16 protein-coding genes are annotated in these 17272 nt (G+C 38.6%); 2 read left to right on the forward strand and 14 right to left on the reverse strand.

Annotation, left to right across the window (positions count from 1 at the left end):
• Positions 1 to 57 precede the first annotated feature (57 nt).
• A complete protein-coding gene (locus tag QNI22_RS12280; RefSeq protein ID WP_314510924.1) occupies positions 58 to 762 on the forward strand; it encodes a dioxygenase family protein in 705 nt (234 codons plus the stop codon).
• Between the two features lie 127 nt (positions 763 to 889).
• Here the strand turns inward: QNI22_RS12280 and QNI22_RS12285 are convergent, their stop codons facing one another.
• The 3 genes from QNI22_RS12285 to QNI22_RS12295 all read right to left on the reverse strand — a co-directional run bounded on the left by QNI22_RS12285 (position 890) and on the right by QNI22_RS12295 (position 4421).
• Positions 890 to 1519, reverse strand: coding sequence for a response regulator (locus QNI22_RS12285; protein ID WP_314510925.1), 630 nt, complete (start codon positions 1517 to 1519; stop codon positions 890 to 892).
• A 57-nt stretch (positions 1520 to 1576) separates the two neighbouring features.
• A complete protein-coding gene (locus QNI22_RS12290; protein WP_314510926.1) occupies positions 1577 to 3559 on the reverse strand; it encodes a tetratricopeptide repeat-containing sensor histidine kinase in 1983 nt (660 codons plus the stop codon).
• Between the two features lie 259 nt (positions 3560 to 3818).
• Complete coding sequence (locus QNI22_RS12295) at positions 3819 to 4421, reverse strand: CGNR zinc finger domain-containing protein (RefSeq protein ID WP_314510927.1); 603 nt, start codon at positions 4419 to 4421, stop codon at positions 3819 to 3821.
• 426 nt (positions 4422 to 4847) lie between these two features.
• Between QNI22_RS12295 and QNI22_RS12300 the strand changes: the two genes are divergently transcribed.
• Positions 4848 to 5729 (forward strand): hypothetical protein, encoded by an 882-nt coding sequence (locus QNI22_RS12300; protein WP_314510928.1) that lies wholly within the window; start codon positions 4848 to 4850, stop codon positions 5727 to 5729.
• 103 nt (positions 5730 to 5832) lie between these two features.
• Here QNI22_RS12300 and QNI22_RS12305 read toward each other — a convergent pair whose 3' ends face one another.
• The 11 genes from QNI22_RS12305 to QNI22_RS12355 all read right to left on the reverse strand — a co-directional run bounded on the left by QNI22_RS12305 (position 5833) and on the right by QNI22_RS12355 (position 17254).
• Positions 5833 to 6627 carry a ferritin-like domain-containing protein gene (locus tag QNI22_RS12305; RefSeq protein ID WP_314510929.1) on the reverse strand — a complete coding sequence of 265 codons (795 nt, stop codon included), beginning with the start codon at positions 6625 to 6627 and terminating at the stop codon, positions 5833 to 5835.
• 14 nt (positions 6628 to 6641) lie between these two features.
• Entirely contained in the window at positions 6642 to 7361 is a 720-nt protein-coding gene (locus tag QNI22_RS12310) for a ferritin-like domain-containing protein (protein ID WP_419836228.1), read from the reverse strand.
• A gap of 325 nt (positions 7362 to 7686) precedes the next feature.
• On the reverse strand, positions 7687 to 9732 hold the full coding sequence (locus tag QNI22_RS12315; RefSeq protein ID WP_314510930.1) for an LruC domain-containing protein: 2046 nt from the start codon (positions 9730 to 9732) through the stop codon (positions 7687 to 7689).
• 42 nt (positions 9733 to 9774) lie between these two features.
• Entirely contained in the window at positions 9775 to 10944 is a 1170-nt protein-coding gene (locus tag QNI22_RS12320) for a glycosyltransferase family 2 protein (protein WP_314510931.1), read from the reverse strand.
• Positions 10931 to 12121: a glycosyltransferase family 4 protein gene (locus tag QNI22_RS12325; protein WP_314510932.1), complete on the reverse strand. Its 1191-nt coding sequence runs from the start codon at positions 12119 to 12121 to the stop codon at positions 10931 to 10933. The genes QNI22_RS12320 and QNI22_RS12325 overlap by 14 nt, the downstream gene beginning before the upstream one ends.
• A gap of 2 nt (positions 12122 to 12123) precedes the next feature.
• Positions 12124 to 13083 carry an acyltransferase family protein gene (locus QNI22_RS12330; RefSeq protein WP_314510933.1) on the reverse strand — a complete coding sequence of 320 codons (960 nt, stop codon included), beginning with the start codon at positions 13081 to 13083 and terminating at the stop codon, positions 12124 to 12126.
• On the reverse strand, positions 13073 to 14290 hold the full coding sequence (locus QNI22_RS12335) for a glycosyltransferase (protein WP_314510934.1): 1218 nt from the start codon (positions 14288 to 14290) through the stop codon (positions 13073 to 13075). The genes QNI22_RS12330 and QNI22_RS12335 overlap by 11 nt, the downstream gene beginning before the upstream one ends.
• Complete coding sequence (locus QNI22_RS12340; protein ID WP_314031354.1) at positions 14280 to 14402, reverse strand: hypothetical protein; 123 nt, start codon at positions 14400 to 14402, stop codon at positions 14280 to 14282. Before QNI22_RS12340 ends, QNI22_RS12335 begins: the two co-directional genes overlap by 11 nt.
• 5 nt (positions 14403 to 14407) lie before the next feature.
• Complete coding sequence (locus QNI22_RS12345; RefSeq protein ID WP_314510935.1) at positions 14408 to 15607, reverse strand: glycosyltransferase family 2 protein; 1200 nt, start codon at positions 15605 to 15607, stop codon at positions 14408 to 14410.
• On the reverse strand, positions 15604 to 16230 hold the full coding sequence (locus QNI22_RS12350; RefSeq protein WP_314510936.1) for an acyltransferase: 627 nt from the start codon (positions 16228 to 16230) through the stop codon (positions 15604 to 15606). The genes QNI22_RS12345 and QNI22_RS12350 overlap by 4 nt, the downstream gene beginning before the upstream one ends.
• Before the next feature lie 91 nt (positions 16231 to 16321).
• Positions 16322 to 17254, reverse strand: coding sequence for a glycosyltransferase family 2 protein (locus QNI22_RS12355; protein WP_314510937.1), 933 nt, complete (start codon positions 17252 to 17254; stop codon positions 16322 to 16324).
• Positions 17255 to 17272 lie beyond the last annotated feature (18 nt).

A 17272-nucleotide genomic window follows, 5' to 3' on the forward strand; every position in this document is an offset into this window, starting at 1 on the left:
AAAGTTGATTGTCTTATCTCCAAAATCGGTAGTTGAAGGCAATTCAATTTTAGACTTATGGAACGTAAAGAATTTTTGAAGAAATCTCTTGCACTGGCAGGCATCTTTACGATGTTTTCTCAATGCAAGAAAGAAGATGAGGTAACTCCAGGCACTGTTACTGACTCTACAGATACGACCACCTGTACAGTCACAGACAACGAGACAGAAGGACCATTTCCAACAAAATCTCCATCCAGTTATGTACGTAAGGACATAACAGACGGCAAAACAGGTTTACCTCTTACTGTAAATATTTATATCAAAAATGTTAATAATAACTGTGCAGAACTTGAGAATGCAATAGTTGACATCTGGCATTGTGATACAGCTGGTAACTATTCTGAGTATGGTGGTACCAGTATGCAAAGTACTAATTATACCTCTGTTCACTTTCTGAGAGGACGCCAAACAACTGATGCTAATGGATTAGCAGCCTTTACCAGTATCTATCCTGGCTGGTACAGTGGCAGAGCGCCTCATATTCATGTACATATCTATAACAGCAGTGGAACCTCATTGCTTGTGACACAAATTGCCTTTCCGGAAGACATTTCATCTGCCGTATATAAAACAACCTATTATACAGCTCATGGACAAGCAGACACATCCAATGCATCAGACAATATCTTTAGTGATAGCCTGGACAACGAACTTGCCACGTTAAGTGGAGATACGACGAATGGGTACACACTTACCCATACGATCTATGTAAAATCTTAAATAGTTACTGTACTGTTTAATTGAGTGTGGTGTTACAAAAAAATGCTCATAGTTTTATGAGCATTTTTTTTATCCTCTAACCTGAGAATAGTTAAAAATATCTGATAAACAAGCTATTAAACAGTTTCTATAATAACTGATGCTTCATGGCAAAACTTATCAGAGCAGCCGTATTGGTTACTTCAAATTTGGTAAGCAGGTTTTTTCGGTGACTTATTACTGTTAGTATGCTGATAAAAAGCTTATCTGCAATTTCCTGATTGGTTAACCCCTGTGCTACCAATGCAAGAATTTCCTTTTCCCGTCGCGTCAGTTTAGGAATTTTATTGGCAGTATCACCGGAACGTTGCAACAATGTCTCTGTCACCTCTGCACTGAAGTATTTCTTATTGGCTTTGACAGCATGGATAGCTTCTACCAATTCATCCCGCGTAGCATTTTTAAGTACATATCCGGATGCTCCACTTTGCATCATTTCACTAATGTAATCATACTGATTGAAAGTGGTCAGGGCAATAATTCTGACATCAGGAAATTCATTTCTGATTTTTCCGCATACTTCTACTCCATTAATGTCCGGCAGATTGATGTCCAGTAAAACAACCTCAACCTGATTATTCTTCAGAAAGGTTATACCTTCAAACGCATTGATTGCAGCACCAACCACATCTACTGTGTCTGTATTACTGAGTGAACTTTTCAGTCCTTCAATAATCATTGGATGATCGTCAATCAGAAAGACCTTGATTTTTTCCATGAGTTGTAGTGAGTTGAATGAACTTCTCTGATTTAAGGAGGTGAATGTACATCAAAATTATGATTTCAATGTAAAATCAATATTCACAGAAGTACCAGTTCCCGGAGAAGACTGAATTTCCAGATTTCCATTCAGATATTCTACCCGTGACCGGATATTGGACAATCCAATTCCCTGATAAGATCCTGAAGTATCAAAGCCTTTGCCATTATCTTCTACAGTCAGATTCAGATCGTTTTCTGCTCGTGCAATTTGTACGAGTACTTCTGTTGCACTGGCATGTTTTACAATATTGTTTAATAATTCCTGTACAATCCGATACACAATGATTTCAGTACTGGAATCGAGTCGATCTTCCAAACCTATAGTCTGTAAGTCAATTGATAAATGTGCGGATCTACCTAAATCATTGCAGAATCCCTGTAAGGCACGTACCAGTCCAAAACGTACCAACGCTTCTGGCATCATGCTGTGCGCCACGCGTCGCAGTTCTCGAATTGTATCGTCCAGTTGCTCAACAGCTCTGGAGAAGCTGGCTGCATTCTGTTCCGAAAGAATCATGTCTCCTTTCATATCACTGAGAGATAGTTTAATACTGGATAACATTCCCCCCAATCCATCATGCAGATCTTTGGCCAGACGACTACGTTCTGCCTCCTGACCTTGAAGCATCGAGTTTACAGCCAGCAACTGTTGTGCTTGCTCTAATTCCCGAATACGTTGTTCCTGCAATTTTTCAGTTTGTTGAGATATTATTTTTTGAGTACGGGTATTTCTGTAAAATAAGAATCCTAGGACAAGTAGTATACTAATAGCCCCAATAAATACATAGTTGAGAATATTCTTTTGGCGAATACTTAAAATCTGAATTTCCTTCTCTTTCTGCAATTGTTTGATTCGGTTTTCTTTCTTTGTTGCTTCATATTTTGCCTCCAGCTCCTGGATATTCTTTCGCATCTTTTCATTCAGAACTACTTCATCCAAAGAATCGGCTTCTGCTGAAAGATCTTCATAGGCTTTCACATTACCTAAGGCCAATTCAATGTCAGCAAGTAACCATGCTTTCTTCATCCAGATGTCTCTCATATTATTATTCCGACTCAACTCCAGCGACTTTACAGCATATTGCTTTGCCTTTTGGTATTCCTTGGCATGAAGATAAGCAGAGGCTAATCCACCTAATGCAAGAGATTGTCCTTCAACATCTCCCATTTCCTTAGCCAGCTTCAACATTTCTTCAGCAACAGGAATAATTTTGGTGTATTGTCTTCGTTTTAAGTGCATATCGCCCATTATTGAAAGCGAAACCAATTGCAGATATAAATTTTTCTGTTCTTTTCCAATAGCGTATCCTTCTTCCAACGCTTTTAACGCTTCATCAAATTTTCGCTGCCTATTTAATACTGTACTTTTATTAATCTGTACAGAAGCAATACCAAGCTTATTATTCTGCTTTCTGGCAAGGACAATAGCTTTATCTGCATACAAGAGTGCATTTTCATATTGATGGAGATTATCGCCATATAATGCGCACAGGTTGGCGTACATAACATATAACCCTGTATCAAATTTTAGATCTTCGAAAATAGAACTAGCTTTTAGATAATAGTCAAGACTTTTTTCAATTTCATCCTGATATTGGTAACTAGCAGCAAGGTTTGCGTAAGCCTTGGCTGTTTCCAGTTTCAGATTGTTTTTTTGTGCAATAGCAACTGCCTTCTGATTAAGTCTTAGCGATTCGGCGTATTTGCCCTGCCTATTTAATACATTGGTATAGTTAGCCAGATATTTCAGTGTTCCTTTTACAAACTTTATTTTCTCACTGAGTTCACCTGCTTTTCGAAAAAAATGGATTGCAGAATCTACTTTACTATCCTCATACTGTTGGCCCAATGCTATATATAGCAATACCTTATTTGTATCTTCACGGGCTACCAACAGTTGCTTCCTCAAACTGTCAGCCGGTTGATTAACCACCTGTCCTGCAAGTACTGAAAATGCTCCTATAATTAGACCTATACAAACAATGATTCGCATCATGATTACTTTAATTTTTATACAAGTTTGATAATACTTTTGAATCGTACAATGCTGAGAATGAAAATACTATAATATAAGGATACCATTTCTCCTCATAAATGAGGAGAAATGGTAAGACTGGAAGCACTTTGAAGATTCCTTATCTGTAGTGCGTTTACCAAGTAAGTCAACAGAAAAAGACACCAGGTCTTACACTTTTTACCTATTGGAAGCTGATTGAGGAATGTATCTAATTGTGATAGGAAATAAAATCTATGGCTTACATCTGTTTATCTTTCATACGATGATAGTAGTTTTTAGCTTTAATCTGGCTGCCACACACCTGCATATCACACCACCGTCGACTACTGTTTTTACTTGTATCCAGAAACAACCACCCACACGAACCACAACGCTTGATACGTGATAGTTTGTCAGAGATTAGGGTATCTGCAACTGAAAGTATAATAGTCCATAAGATTTTCTCATTTTCCTTATTTTGGACAGCCAAAATCTGTTGAAAACCTGTTTCTGTATATTCTAGTCGTAAATGAGTACGAGCCTCTGTCAAAAAATGATTAAATTTTCCCAAAACAGATTCAGAAACCTTTCTTTCGGTTATATATTGGCTAAACAGTTCATAAATAAGATCTCGTAATACAACGGCTTTATCATAAATAGCTTGTCTCCCCTTCTCCCTCTCCAACACCAGAGGTTGTTCTTCTTCTGAAATAATAGTGTGACGCTTTGCAAAACGAACCAGATCATCAAACCCATAGAGAAACTCACCCTTCCGTTCAGGTATCCAAGCATATACTGTATTTACAAAGTCCAGACAAAGTATTCCTCCATGTAGAGCAATTGTTTCAATTGTTTTTTCCATATACTTACATTACCAGTAAAAATAATTTTGATGGTAATAATTTGCAATCTATTTTTACCACCAAAATAGTATTTAACGGTAAATATATACTCTTTAATTCAAATAATATATAACAATACAATTTATTCGGCACTATGACGGATTAATTACATCTTTTGCTCTCATGATGTCATAAGAGAAGATCTTGGTAATTACCAACTTCTACTATATGTCTTTAAAGCACTTTTGTATTAATAATTCTTAGCTAACGAAACCAGGCATAAACACTTTATTTAGAATCTTCTCCTCATAAATGAGGAGAAAAAAATCATAATCCGTCAGGATGGTGTGGCATCTGGTTTATGCTGAATTTTGTAGCGTCAAGTTGATTACAAACTCCTGCATTACAACAGAATTAATAATTGACAAATACACTACACTACAACTATGAAAATGCTCTTTTCCATTTCTCAAAGAATTACACCATTAATCCTGCTGACTACAGCAGGTATTGTAATGGGTAGTTGCCGAAAAAACACAATGCTTTTGAATGCAGACTCACCAAAATCAGCGATCAATATAACTACAATCACGGCATCTATACAGGATAATAAGGGATTAGGAATTTCCGAAGTTGGCATTCCTGTTATGCTATACAAGGCGTCTCTTTCAATTCCATTTATTACAAATAATCCTGAAACAGAAGGAATTCTGGTTGTTCCTGAATTAAACTTTCTTTCAGATAAAGCTCATCAAACAGTAACTTCTCAGGATAGTTCCTGTGCCCTGCGTGCATCATTTAAAACCAAAGCCGGAGACCCTATTCAGGGAGTGGTATTTAAACTAATGAAAGGCACTTACATACAGACAACATTCGCGCCAAACTCTATAATAGCAATGACAGTACAAACAGAATCTGGCATGAAAGTAACCAAACTTTTCACGACCAAAGACTCTAATACTACCATTAGCCTTGGGGTATTTGATTTGACGGGGACTCAATCTATCGTATCAGGGGTAGTAAGTATGCAAAGCATTCCTATGGAAAATGCTATTGTAAAACTGAATTGGCCGAATGGATCTAGTCAAGTAGAAACTAATACTCTGGGAGTTTATGAAGCATCTGTGCCTGCACATCAAACTATTACACTAACTGTTGCCTATGAGGGCTTTACACAAACACATCAGTTGGAAACAGGAGCTTCTGATTTTCATTCAATGGGAGTAATAGATATGCTCCCTGCATCTGAAGAAAGCCGCAGCTTTATCATTACCAGTCAGGGAGTGATATTCCTGCAAAATAATTTCGTTGCCTATGTGCAACTTTAAAAATATATTCCCTTACTAAACAAAAAAGCATCTGAAACAGATGCTTTTTTGGCTTTTACTATACACTGTAACCAGTATTGCAATTCAGGCAATTCTTTAGCATTTAGCTTTTAATAAACAATGAGGCAACAGGAAGCACTTGATCTTTTGTCAATGGTTCATCAAAAGCCTGACTTATAGCAGCAGCTGAATATCCCAATGTTGTTAAATTTACTCCACCTTGTGTAGTATTGTCTTCTCCTGTATAGATGGCATCTACTGTGCCTCCACTATCTTTCCCATTTATCCATCCTTTCTGTGCACGAAGTCTGCGTACCATTGCAGCATGGCGGGCTTCTACCGAATGAATCTGTAAGGCAGCTGTTAATACATCATTATTGGAAATAAGATTGCCAGCCTGACCTTTATAAGCACGTACTCCTGTATCTTCAAAAGCCTGTGACAATGCCAGAAAAGTCTGATAATTTGAGAAAACATCAGAATAGGTACCATCTGCGGTAAAATCGAATGTTGGCTTAGTAGCAGGTGTACCTTGTAAACTCTGAATAGCAGTTGTCAAAAAGGTAACGTGAGCAGCTTCATGCTTTCCTATCTGTTGGAAAATCGCCTTTCTATCGGCAGGAATCAACCCACTGGCAGCAAGCCCCATTGCATAAAACTCATTTTCCAGGTATTCCAGTGTTAAGGCATAATTTAGTATTTCAATAATAGCAGAATTATTGGAAGTCTGTCCGTAAGCTTTTTTCAACATACCCCCCAACATAAACGGTACAGAAGCAGCAGCTATACGCCCACCCCACTTTCCTACACTTTTAAACATGCCACGTCGGGAATCCAGCCGATCATATACTTCTGCATCGACTTTCTCTATGTCTTTAATAATTTTGAATAAATTCATGGTTGTCTGTAAGTTTAGCTTTGAGGAAGATTACTTGCATTGATTGTATTCTTGATGTAAGACTTTGCAGCCGTTAATACATCAGACGGTGCTTTGGCGGCGTCCAACCCATTGGATGCTGTTACAATGTCATCTCCGGCAAAGTCGGCCGAATTAGGATTTAACAGATCCCGGATTGCAGCAGCATGACGTGCTTCCACAGAAACTATTTTTCCAGCTATCAGCAAAAAATCTGCACTCTGGAGTAGCTTACCAGCTCCATTATAAGCGGATACTCCTAAATCTTCAAATACTTTGGCAGCACCTAATACAGCTGTACGTGAACTAAAGTCAATAGAACTAAAGTCTACCTGCAGGCTTCCAATAGCATTAGATCCCAGAGCGGCCTTAAAAAAGTCACGATGCACTAATTCATGATCACGAATTTCTGTCAGAATTTCCTGTTCTGCAGAACTCATACCAGAATATTTGGAACTAATCACTTGGGAATAGAATGCAGCTTCCAGCTGCTCCAATGCATAGGCATAATTTAAAATTCCAGTATCTCCACTGCCCAGGTTTACTCCTTGAATGGTCATATCGTCGTCATCGTCTTTACATCCGGTGAGGACAAGAGCTGTCAGTGCCGCAGATGCACCCAGGTACTTTAAAAAAGAACCTCTGCCCATAGGCGTAAGCATACCCTTTGTTTGCATGTGGCTTTCCTGTATTTCAGGAATGATGATTTTGGACATAGCTTTACTCAGGTTGGTTTGGTTAAAAAAAACATTATATATGCCTGATTGTGTGATATTTATATAATACACAGCTTTCATCATATAGTCTGTTCATACATACGTCTGCCTACAAATAGTTGGATTTTATTTTTGTAGGCAATTCCTGAAAAAAGATTTCACACCAACGCTTACACACTGTAAATCAACAACATACAATAATTATTTTTTTTCATAAAACAGAAAACAACTGCAGAGATCCGTTCAAAAAGCAACAAAGGTTGTTATCTCAGGAGGATCTGATATAACAACCTTTGTCAGATTATACTACTAAATGAATGCAGATTTACTTCTTTGTATAGATACTACCTGTATTTCTGTATCCTGATTTATTCAGATACCAGTCTTTATACAATGTTCCACCTGATTTAGCCCATGCAGCGTAATTCACATAGGCACTTGTCAATGGCTTCCCTTCAGATGGGTAATCAAATGGTTGAACAAAGCTAATTGCCCATGGTAAATTACCCGCTGTTTTATAGTATTTACCAGTAGCTGCATTCGTATTATCCTGATGTGTTCCAAAATAAGTTGGATTCGCCAGCTTTGTATTTGAATATCCAGCTAAGTGTATTTCTCTGCCTCTTGTTGCATTGGCAATCAAAAAGGGATTAAAGGTCATATCTCCCAATTCAGTTGATGTTACAGGTGTTGCAAAATCAATAGTCAGTTTCACCGTATCCGGAGTATTTACACTGGTGTTAGAAACAACGTTCTCATATTGTCCTGATCCAGATGAATATAAAGAGAATGCATTATCAAATGCAATCACAACACTCTTAGTCTGATTTGCCTCCAAGCCATTTGATGTCAGTGTAACGATATTTTCTGTAAGTCGAGAGCCTGATACCGATTTGATTTTTGACTGAGCTACAGGCATTTCAAAACCAAAACCGTTTTTAAAAGTAGCGCCAACTGCACCTGGCACAATATCTGTCTTAAGTTGAATTACTTTATTCTGTGCATTAGCAATGGTTGTATGGTAATACTGAACAACCAAATCATTCATATCATAATCTCCTACTGTAGGCCACATATCTTCAAATGCCAGAGTACCGCGTACTCCCTTTGCCGGATAATAATTCACAAAGGCTTTAGTAGCATCATTTGGAAAATCATCATAGGTATCATTGATACCATCTTTATCTGTATCTATAGGTTTATCTACAGGTAGAAAGTCTTTAACATTCAGGCCATCAACCGGATTAGAAGAAATATAGAAAACAGCATCATTAAAATCATTATCACAACCAGATACATCATCTCTACGCCAATCTTCAAATCCCAGAATAGTTATCTTGTATTTTGAATCATACAGCAATACATTGTGTTTTTGCAGGCTTGTGTTTGATTCCGGATTTAGATTTGTATTGGAGAATAGTTTATAATTGCCATTTCCAATGCCACTGCCATTCCAGCCTTGGGCAACCAATACAAAACCAATACTGGTTCCTGGTTCAAAACGGCCAATTTTTACTTTCATTCCAGTTTTTAGTCCACCGCCACTTCCAGCATAAGAGACATTGGGATAAATAATCTTGATATTGGTAATATCATTGACAGATGCAGGAGCACTTCCTGTAGGATACGTATAAAATCCAAGACTATTTGTCCAGCCAGCTCCTTCATGCACGAAAGTAACCCACACGTCTGAAGTAGCTAATACATCCATGTTTGTTTTTGTGTTAGCATCCACATAGTCAGGGTGATATGTTGGCACAGGCTTTTGTTCTGGCAATGAAGCATTTATCCAGGACATTAACTCCGAACTGACTACATCATTGGTTGTTTCTTTATAGTTGGGTACTCCCTGACTGTTCCATGTCCCCAGATAAGAATAGGTAATAGCCTGTGTTCTGGCACCTGATGTATAGGCAGTGCGTGAAGAACTAGCTTCCATTGTTTCATAGGTTATCGGATCACTTCCACCCAATACAGCATTGACTGTGCTTTGTACAGGTAATACTATTTGATTAGGCAAACCTATATAGTGTGTATAAACTACTAGTTTTTCAATATAAGATGGCAATGTCATATCGGTAGTCAGGCTGCCATTTACATCAGTCGCTCCTGTAAACAAAATTTTATCAGGAGCGTCAGTTGACGCAACGGAAACACGTACACTGGAAAGTGCGTTATTCTGGTTATCTTTCAATGTAAGTGCCAGTGAAACATTGGCAGTAGTACTATGATTAAAATTTTCGGGTATTTGCAACTGTATCGGCTCTTGCAAATCTCCTGGTTCTAGTCCTGGATCCCGGACACAGGCAACAAGAGAGGTAATTAATGCAATGCCAAAGCATGACTTGTAAAAAACGGATTGAACAGGCATACAAATGCTTAATAATTGTTTTGTTTTAGAAGGCTTGAAACATCAGGCATAAGCAGATCTTTTTGCTTTTTCCCAGGCCGCAGGCTGCGACTGACGGACAAAACGCAAAAAACCAAAAAATACTGCAACATTCATCATGCTGAAATACAGCGGAATCAGAAGCAATTTTATTTTCCTGCCACGGCCATCAGCATACCAGCCAATGTATGCCATTGCATAGAACAGAATTTGAGAAATTGTGAACAAGGTATAGAATCCCCCTAACTGGAAAGACAAATAGGCACTTACAGGCAACAAGATAGCCAGAATCAATGGCGTCAAACTCCAGCGTAATACCCGGTGTGAAACATAAAGAAATGTTACTATCGGATGCTTAAATATATTCAGCAGGCTTGTAAGCCGAGACATAGATTGCCATCCTCCTGCACAAATGCGAATTTTACGTTTCATCTCATCTTTCAATGATTCAGAAGGTAATTCGGAAGCAAATGCCTTAGGTTCATACACTACCTTATATCCTTTCTCTACAATTCTCAAAGATTGGACAAAGTCATCCAGAATACTATCCTCTTCCAGAGGAGCAAATAGTTCTTTACGAAAAGAAACCAATTCACCAGCAGCACCCATCAGGCTATAAATATCCGAATCACACCGTTTCAAAAAAGACTCATATTTCCAATAAAGTCCTTCTCCATTTCCAGCTGCGGATTGATCCTGCTGTACTTTCTTTTCTCCGGATACTGCTCCTACCTTAGGATCTTGGTAGTGTTTGATAATTTCCCGTACAGCTTCTTTGTTAAGACGCGTATTACTATCTGTAAAAATTACCAGTGGGTGTTTTACAAAATGCATTACCCGATTCTCTGCAGCAGCTTTACCTTTACGGGCAGCTTCGTGTACATGCAGTACCCGAGGATATTTTTCCAGGATAGAGGCCGAATGGTCATTCGAACCATCTGTAATCACAATCAGTTGAAGCTTCTCAGCCGGATAATCAAGTTCCAGGCAATTTTCTATCTTTTGTGCAAGAATATCTGCCTCATTGTAAGCAGGAATAACCAATGTCACTTCCGGCTCATATGATTGGTCAAAATTTTTCTTTGTCCATAATTTAGTAACCTTTGCCCATATACCAACCAGCAGGGCATAGCCTATAAAGGTATAGAATACTATACTTACACAGATCCAGAACAGGATTTCAATAACTTGCATATACATTTGAGTGAGAGGTAGAGATTCGACCAGCTATTTTTTCATAAGTGGCCAGTGTAGAGAGTGCAGTATCTTTCCATGAAAATGAAGTAGCCCGACTCTTACCAGCTTTTCGGAATCGTTCAGCCAGAGCTGTATTACATAGCATCTGTTTCATGGCCACCGCCATCTCTCCTGCATCTGCGGGATTAATTAGTAATGTAGCTCCTCCACTAATTTCAGGCATAGAGGTTGTTTGTGAGGTTATCACAGGAGTACCACAAGCCATAGCTTCAATAATAGGAATACCAAATCCTTCACTAAAAGAAGGAAACAGAAAACAATCTGACAGATGATACAGAGCAGCCAGTTCCTCTGATGTTAAATAGGAAACCAGATGTATATATTTTCGAATATCCTGTATGCCCTCTTCTGTCAATTTCTGCATCAGATAAGCTTCATCTATGCCTTTAATGACTAATGAAGCCAGATTGGGATTCTGTTGCTGAAAAATATAGAAGGACTTTAATACGCCTGTAAGATTCTTTCGGGGTTCCGTATTACCCAGAAAAAAGAAAAACTTTTCCGGCAAATGGTATTTGTGTCGAATCTGTGCCAGATAACGTTCGTCCAGTTCTTCAAAGAAATGTGGAGCTACTCCATTATAGGTCACCTGAATTTTTTGTTCAGATACATTAAGCACCCGTGCAATCTCATGTTTCTGAAAGTTGGATACAGTAAGCAGCGCGTCCGCTTTTCTGGCAACAGAAGGAACGACCCACTTTCTATACATATTTCCAAAATGTTGATAGGAATTACCCTTCTTTCCCTTAATCTGAGGATCCTTTTGCATGAATATCACATCATGCAATGTCAGTAACAATTTGGTTTTTAATATCAGAGGGGCTGTATTAGCCGTGCAATGCAATAGATCTAAAGAATACTTTTTTGCCAGATCTGGTAAAGTCCATTGTTCCCAAAGAGGATAAGATAAGGTCTTCTGGGTTATGATATGAAAGTTCTTAGTCTCATCTATGCATTGTTCATCTTCGCCCGGTTGGGCAAAAATGTAATACTGATTTATTGTATCTATTTTCTGTAGAGCTTTTATTAGCTCCAGTGCATAGATATCCATACCATGTTTTCGGGCACGAAAAAGCCGTTGGGCCTCGATACCAATCCGTAAAGGTGTATTCATAATCAGGCCTTTGTATACCCAAAGAAATATTTATTAACGAAAGGCAAAGACGAAGTCAGATAGACTGTCAGGTAAGTGGCAACTACTGTAATTAAAAAGAGAGCGACTGTAAGAGGTCCTTTAATGGTCAGAAATGAACTGGCAAGCAGAATTACTGAATAATGATATAGATAAATAGCCAGTGACTGCTTGTTACAAAAGAGAATGAATGAATTTTTAGTTAGTGTCTGTTCCGAAGCATATACTATTGCCCAATAAATCAGACCTATATTTAATACCCAATAAGGCAAAAAAGAAACCAGTCGGTTAACAGGAAAATAAATAGAAACTATCAATAAAAATAAAGAGACCCCTGCAACAAGCAATACATAGTGTATTTTAACCTTTGGAACTAAATCCGGATACGCCCTTAATATATATCCAAGATAAAAAAATCCAAAATAGCCATAGATACGTTTATCCCCCAGATAATATAACCAGGGATAGATTGCATTGTCAGGATGTTCTCTATAGAGGATATACCATCCCAGACAAAGAAGCATACTTGCACCCAAAACAACGTTGTAAGGAACATTCCAGTATTCAAATAACTTTACAGTTAATACCATACATAATAAGGCAGGTACAAACCATAAATGATAGTATGGATATAGGATCTCATGTTGTGGATCAACCGAAATATTCAATAACCTGCGCCACAGATAATAAATACCTACTGCCAGTATCCAGGGTATAATCATCCGATATAGATACTTGTGCAAAATCTGGAATGTACTTGTATTTCTGATATAGTCCCGTTTAATAAGAAATCCGCCTATACCCAGAAAAAGAGGCATATGGAAAGAGTACAGAATAAATACTGGCGTACCAGGAGAGAGGCAATGAGAAAGCACTACCAGAATAATAAGTACTCCGCGAATAGCATCCAGACCAGGATAATAGGTCTGTGTTTTAAGGCTCATAGACAGGCTCTTTTTGTTTTAATAATGAAGGCTTCAATGCATCGTACATTGCCTGGGCAGATGCGTCCCATGTATGTCCTTTCGCAAATGCCGTTCGGGCTAATGCCTGTGCATGATTGTCTTCGGCCAGTGCTTTTTCAAGTAAAACAATATATTCACCTGAACTTTTTGCCAGGTATACATAGTCTGCAAACATCTCCATAGCACGTGTACTGGTGGCAACAACAGGTTTACCCATTCCCAGATACTCGTCTATCTTACGGGGATAATTGCCTATAGTAAGTTCATTTACCAGTTGCGGATTGATACAAACATCCAGATGTTGTAAATAAGCAGGCAACTGAGATGGTGGCTTAGTTCCTGTGAAGTAGACATTTTTCTTCTGATGAAGCCTGGAATCTTTAAAAACCTGGTCTTCCGGCCCTACCAACACAAAACTCCAGTCAGGTCGGGCATCAGCAAGACTTTCAAGCAAGGTTATATCCAGCCGGGCAGCAGTAAGAAATCCAGTATATCCAATAATAGGTCTTGGCAAGTTGGTTAATTCAATAGGAACGGAATGTTTAACAGCAGGATCAAATGCGTCCAGTTCACATCCCTGACCTATATCATAACTTTGGGGATTACTTTTACGCGCATAGTCTGCCAGATAAGCAGAGTTAGCTACTACCAGATCTGCTTTTTGCATCAGTTCTGCTTCGCTCCAGGTACCATGTTTTTTAAAATAATCTTGTGTAATCAGATAATCCCGTACATAGTAAATATATTTCTCAGGATGTATCAGTTCTTTCTGATTCAACCCTAAAAACATTTGGCTATCGTTAAATAAAGTAAATCCGGAAAATTCTAACTGACAGATAGCTTTCCAAACGGATTTTGCCAGTAATCTGTTATTGTATCCATTCAACCGACGAAACAACGACTTTGAAGTCAACCAATTGATTGATAAACAAATACAATCAGGTGTATAGATCCATATATTTGTATCTACCTGCTGTAAAGATGGTGCTACATTCCAGACAGATTTTAATCTCTGACGCACTTTAGGATCTTTTCTTCCCTTCAACACAGTCTTGATATCCAGAGGAGGATTCACATACAATACCCTGTTTTTCCTGGCAAACTCCATAGCAAGATTTCGGGCATTACTCCCTATCTCCAGATCCCAGCTTTGCTGGACCAGCATAACAATATCTTTATTTTCCATATCGTCCCTTTTTTACGGGCTGAGCAGCTAGTTTCTCTTTCACTTTCTTCCCATTCAAAAATCCAAATACAAGTGCCAGAATAGCAGGTATAGCAATAATATCCCAAGGCATAGTTGTTACAGTTTAGCGTTAGATGTTGATGTATGAGGAGTATGAATAAATGTATTACCAGCTTTCCGGCTGCGAATCAAGGCAATACTCATTGCTTTCAGAGCAACTGGCAGATTGCCTAAGGCGTGCCAGAGTTGTTTGTTATAGAATCTCTTAGGAAGTGCAATCAGTAAAGCACTTCCAGTAAGAATAAGTAGTGAAAACCAGAATAGAAATGAAGGTCCCCAGGGTAAGAATATACTCAGGAAAGTAATTCCCGTTAAAATACCCATAAGCAATACCCGAGGTAGCAACAGGGACTGTACTATCTTATCAAAGAAGGCAACATTTCCATTAAACAGAAGTTGATACAAACCAGCTGATAAGTGTCCTCCAACGAAATCAATCTGGGTGGCAATCCAGCGTGTGCGTTGTTTAGTAAAGACCTGGGCACTTGATACTTTCTCATCATACACCCATCCTGTTTCCAGATAGTGAATGGTCACCTTGTCACGTAGCACTCTTATATCAAGCTCTTTATCTTCACCAGCAGTTTCACCAATATCAGCAAGCAGCTTCTTAAGATAGGTAAACTCAAAAGCCATTCCTGAACCAATCAGAGCAGAGGATAATCCTACCGCACGGTGTCCCTTACGGAATATATGATTATTGACCTCCTCATTGCAGGCATCCAGTAAGGCAAAAGATGTATCCACATTTTTGGCAGTCCGATGTCCCTGAACCACCCGATATCCATTATCAAATGCAATATCCACCTGATTCAGAAATCCATCACTCATAATATTGTCTGCATCCAGTATCACAGCAATGGGATAAATATGTTCAGGCAACAGGTCTATAGCATATCGGAGTGCTTTTCCCTTAGTGCTTTTCTCGAAATGTACCTCTATCACTTCTGCACCTAAACTACGCAATGTCTGAAGAGTAAATGCCTGTAACTGATCAGCAATGACAACAACCCTGAAGTCACCTGCATAGTTATGCTTTAAAGCTTTCTGGGCTGTCTCAAGAATAACAGCATCTTCTTTATAGGCAGGTATCAATACACAAATAGGCCTGTTTTTATAAATGGGCTTGTTGGCTTTTATGCCTTCCTTATAAAAATGTCCAGCTACAGCGAAAAACAGTAGATATACAGTATGAAATGCCAGATAGCCAGCTGTAACATACAATATTACCTGAATCACAGTTTCCAGTATACTCATGGTTTTATTTTTTTTATAGGTTTTGCAGGTACTCCTGCTACTACTGTATAAGGCTCTACATCCTTGCTGACCACAGCACCTGCCGCAATCACAGACCCTCGCCCGATTGTTACACCTTTTAGAATGATCGCTCTGGTTGCAATCCAAACATCGTCTTCAATAATGATAGGGGCTTTTTTACCAGATGAGAAATGATTGGATGGATCATGAAAATCGTCATCCATAATAATGGTATAGGGAGCCATGCGAACATTCTTACCAATTTCAATTCGTTCACTGGCAGAAATATGTACACCGTTTACTCTTGAATTATCACCAATAGATAACGTAGCTCCTTTTCCTACAAAGATTTTTGCCTGCTGAATAACCGACCATATACGTACCTGATTACCAATACTAACATGTCCTTCATTTTTGAACATAGGTTTTCCTTTTACAGACACCATTTTTCCTATCTGGCATCCCCGCAGATAATAGCGGGCAGCTAGCATCTTGCCAATACCAGCAAACAAATCCAATCCCATACGCAACATCAGTTGCAGGCCAGACTGACCTGGATGTTGTTCACGAATCAAAGCAGCACGCTGGCTAAGTACTGTTTTTACATTTGTTATTGCATACATACAAAAGGCTGGTTTACTGTCACAGGTAAATCATTGCATTCACTACTTTCAATTTCTGTCAGATTATTGCGGATTATAAGGGGACACATATCTATCGTGTGATAAATATATTCTGATGAATATTTTGTCGGCTCAGATGCCATCTTACCCCCCGCCATAAGGCATCTACATGTTTCCATTGCCGTTGCAAACCGAACATCAAAGTATTTTTGGGAATAGCTACCAGAAGAAAAAACAGGATACTTACCCATTGCTGCCACCCTTTCAGATTTCTTCGCATAAATAGCAGGCGGTTTCTGTTGAGATAGTACGTTTTTAATACAGATCCCTTCCCTACTGACATAGATTCTTTATGATAAATCGTTGAAGTACCCACATAATGACAGGAATATCCTGCCCGCTTGATCATCTCGCACCAATCATGCTCTTCATAGTAGAGAAAGTATTGTTCTGGCATTAATCCGGCTTTATGAATTACTTCCATGGGAACCATCATAGCTGCACCATTTGCCAGATCTGTTAACCGAAGATCATTGTATTGCCCTTGATCTTTCTCTTTGCTGCCAATAGCACTACCTCTCCCTGTCCAGTGATTGATACCAGTGCAACCGGCATATTGAATAATGCCTTCCGTACCATAATAAATAATCTTTGGAGACGCCACCCCAGCCGTGGGATTATTCTCAAATAATTCAACCAAAGGTTCCAGAAATCCGGCATCTACTTCCGTATCGTTGTTGAGAAATAATACATATTTGCCTTTGGCTTGTCTTACAGCCAGATTATTACCTCCTGCAAATCCAAGGTTCTCTTCAGACTCAATAAGATGTACTTCTGGAAATCGTTTTTTAATCACAGAGGAATCTTCTAATGGAGAATCATTATCCACAACAAATACTTCTATATTCGGATAAGTCAGCTTTCGCAAAGAAGTAAGCATCGCACAGGTAATCTCAACCTGATTATAGATTACACTTACAATAGAAACCAACGGTCTTTCCATATCAACCTTTTGATCAGACACTGTTTGAATACTATTTAC

The sequence above is a fragment of the Xanthocytophaga agilis genome, from assembly GCF_030068605.1.
Lineage (GTDB): Bacteria > Bacteroidota > Bacteroidia > Cytophagales > 172606-1 > Xanthocytophaga > Xanthocytophaga agilis.

Bases quoted from the DNA above. Each gene is read 5' to 3' on its own strand.
- QNI22_RS12280 (WP_314510924.1), top strand. From the start codon at position 58: ATGGAACGTAAAGAATTTTTGAAGAAATCTCTTGCACTGGCAGGCATC.
- QNI22_RS12285 (WP_314510925.1), bottom strand. From the start codon at position 1,519: ATGGAAAAAATCAAGGTCTTTCTGATTGACGATCATCCAATGATTATT.
- QNI22_RS12290 (WP_314510926.1), bottom strand. From the start codon at position 3,559: ATGATGCGAATCATTGTTTGTATAGGTCTAATTATAGGAGCATTTTCA.
- QNI22_RS12295 (WP_314510927.1), bottom strand. From the start codon at position 4,421: ATGGAAAAAACAATTGAAACAATTGCTCTACATGGAGGAATACTTTGT.
- QNI22_RS12300 (WP_314510928.1), top strand. From the start codon at position 4,848: ATGAAAATGCTCTTTTCCATTTCTCAAAGAATTACACCATTAATCCTG.
- QNI22_RS12305 (WP_314510929.1), bottom strand. From the start codon at position 6,627: ATGAATTTATTCAAAATTATTAAAGACATAGAGAAAGTCGATGCAGAA.
- QNI22_RS12310 (WP_419836228.1), bottom strand. From the start codon at position 7,361: ATGTCCAAAATCATCATTCCTGAAATACAGGAAAGCCACATGCAAACA.
- QNI22_RS12315 (WP_314510930.1), bottom strand. From the start codon at position 9,732: ATGCCTGTTCAATCCGTTTTTTACAAGTCATGCTTTGGCATTGCATTA.
- QNI22_RS12320 (WP_314510931.1), bottom strand. From the start codon at position 10,944: ATGCAAGTTATTGAAATCCTGTTCTGGATCTGTGTAAGTATAGTATTC.
- QNI22_RS12325 (WP_314510932.1), bottom strand. From the start codon at position 12,121: ATGAATACACCTTTACGGATTGGTATCGAGGCCCAACGGCTTTTTCGT.
- QNI22_RS12330 (WP_314510933.1), bottom strand. From the start codon at position 13,083: ATGAGCCTTAAAACACAGACCTATTATCCTGGTCTGGATGCTATTCGC.
- QNI22_RS12335 (WP_314510934.1), bottom strand. From the start codon at position 14,290: ATGGAAAATAAAGATATTGTTATGCTGGTCCAGCAAAGCTGGGATCTG.
- QNI22_RS12340 (WP_314031354.1), bottom strand. From the start codon at position 14,402: ATGCCTTGGGATATTATTGCTATACCTGCTATTCTGGCACTTGTATTT.
- QNI22_RS12345 (WP_314510935.1), bottom strand. From the start codon at position 15,607: ATGAGTATACTGGAAACTGTGATTCAGGTAATATTGTATGTTACAGCT.
- QNI22_RS12350 (WP_314510936.1), bottom strand. From the start codon at position 16,230: ATGTATGCAATAACAAATGTAAAAACAGTACTTAGCCAGCGTGCTGCT.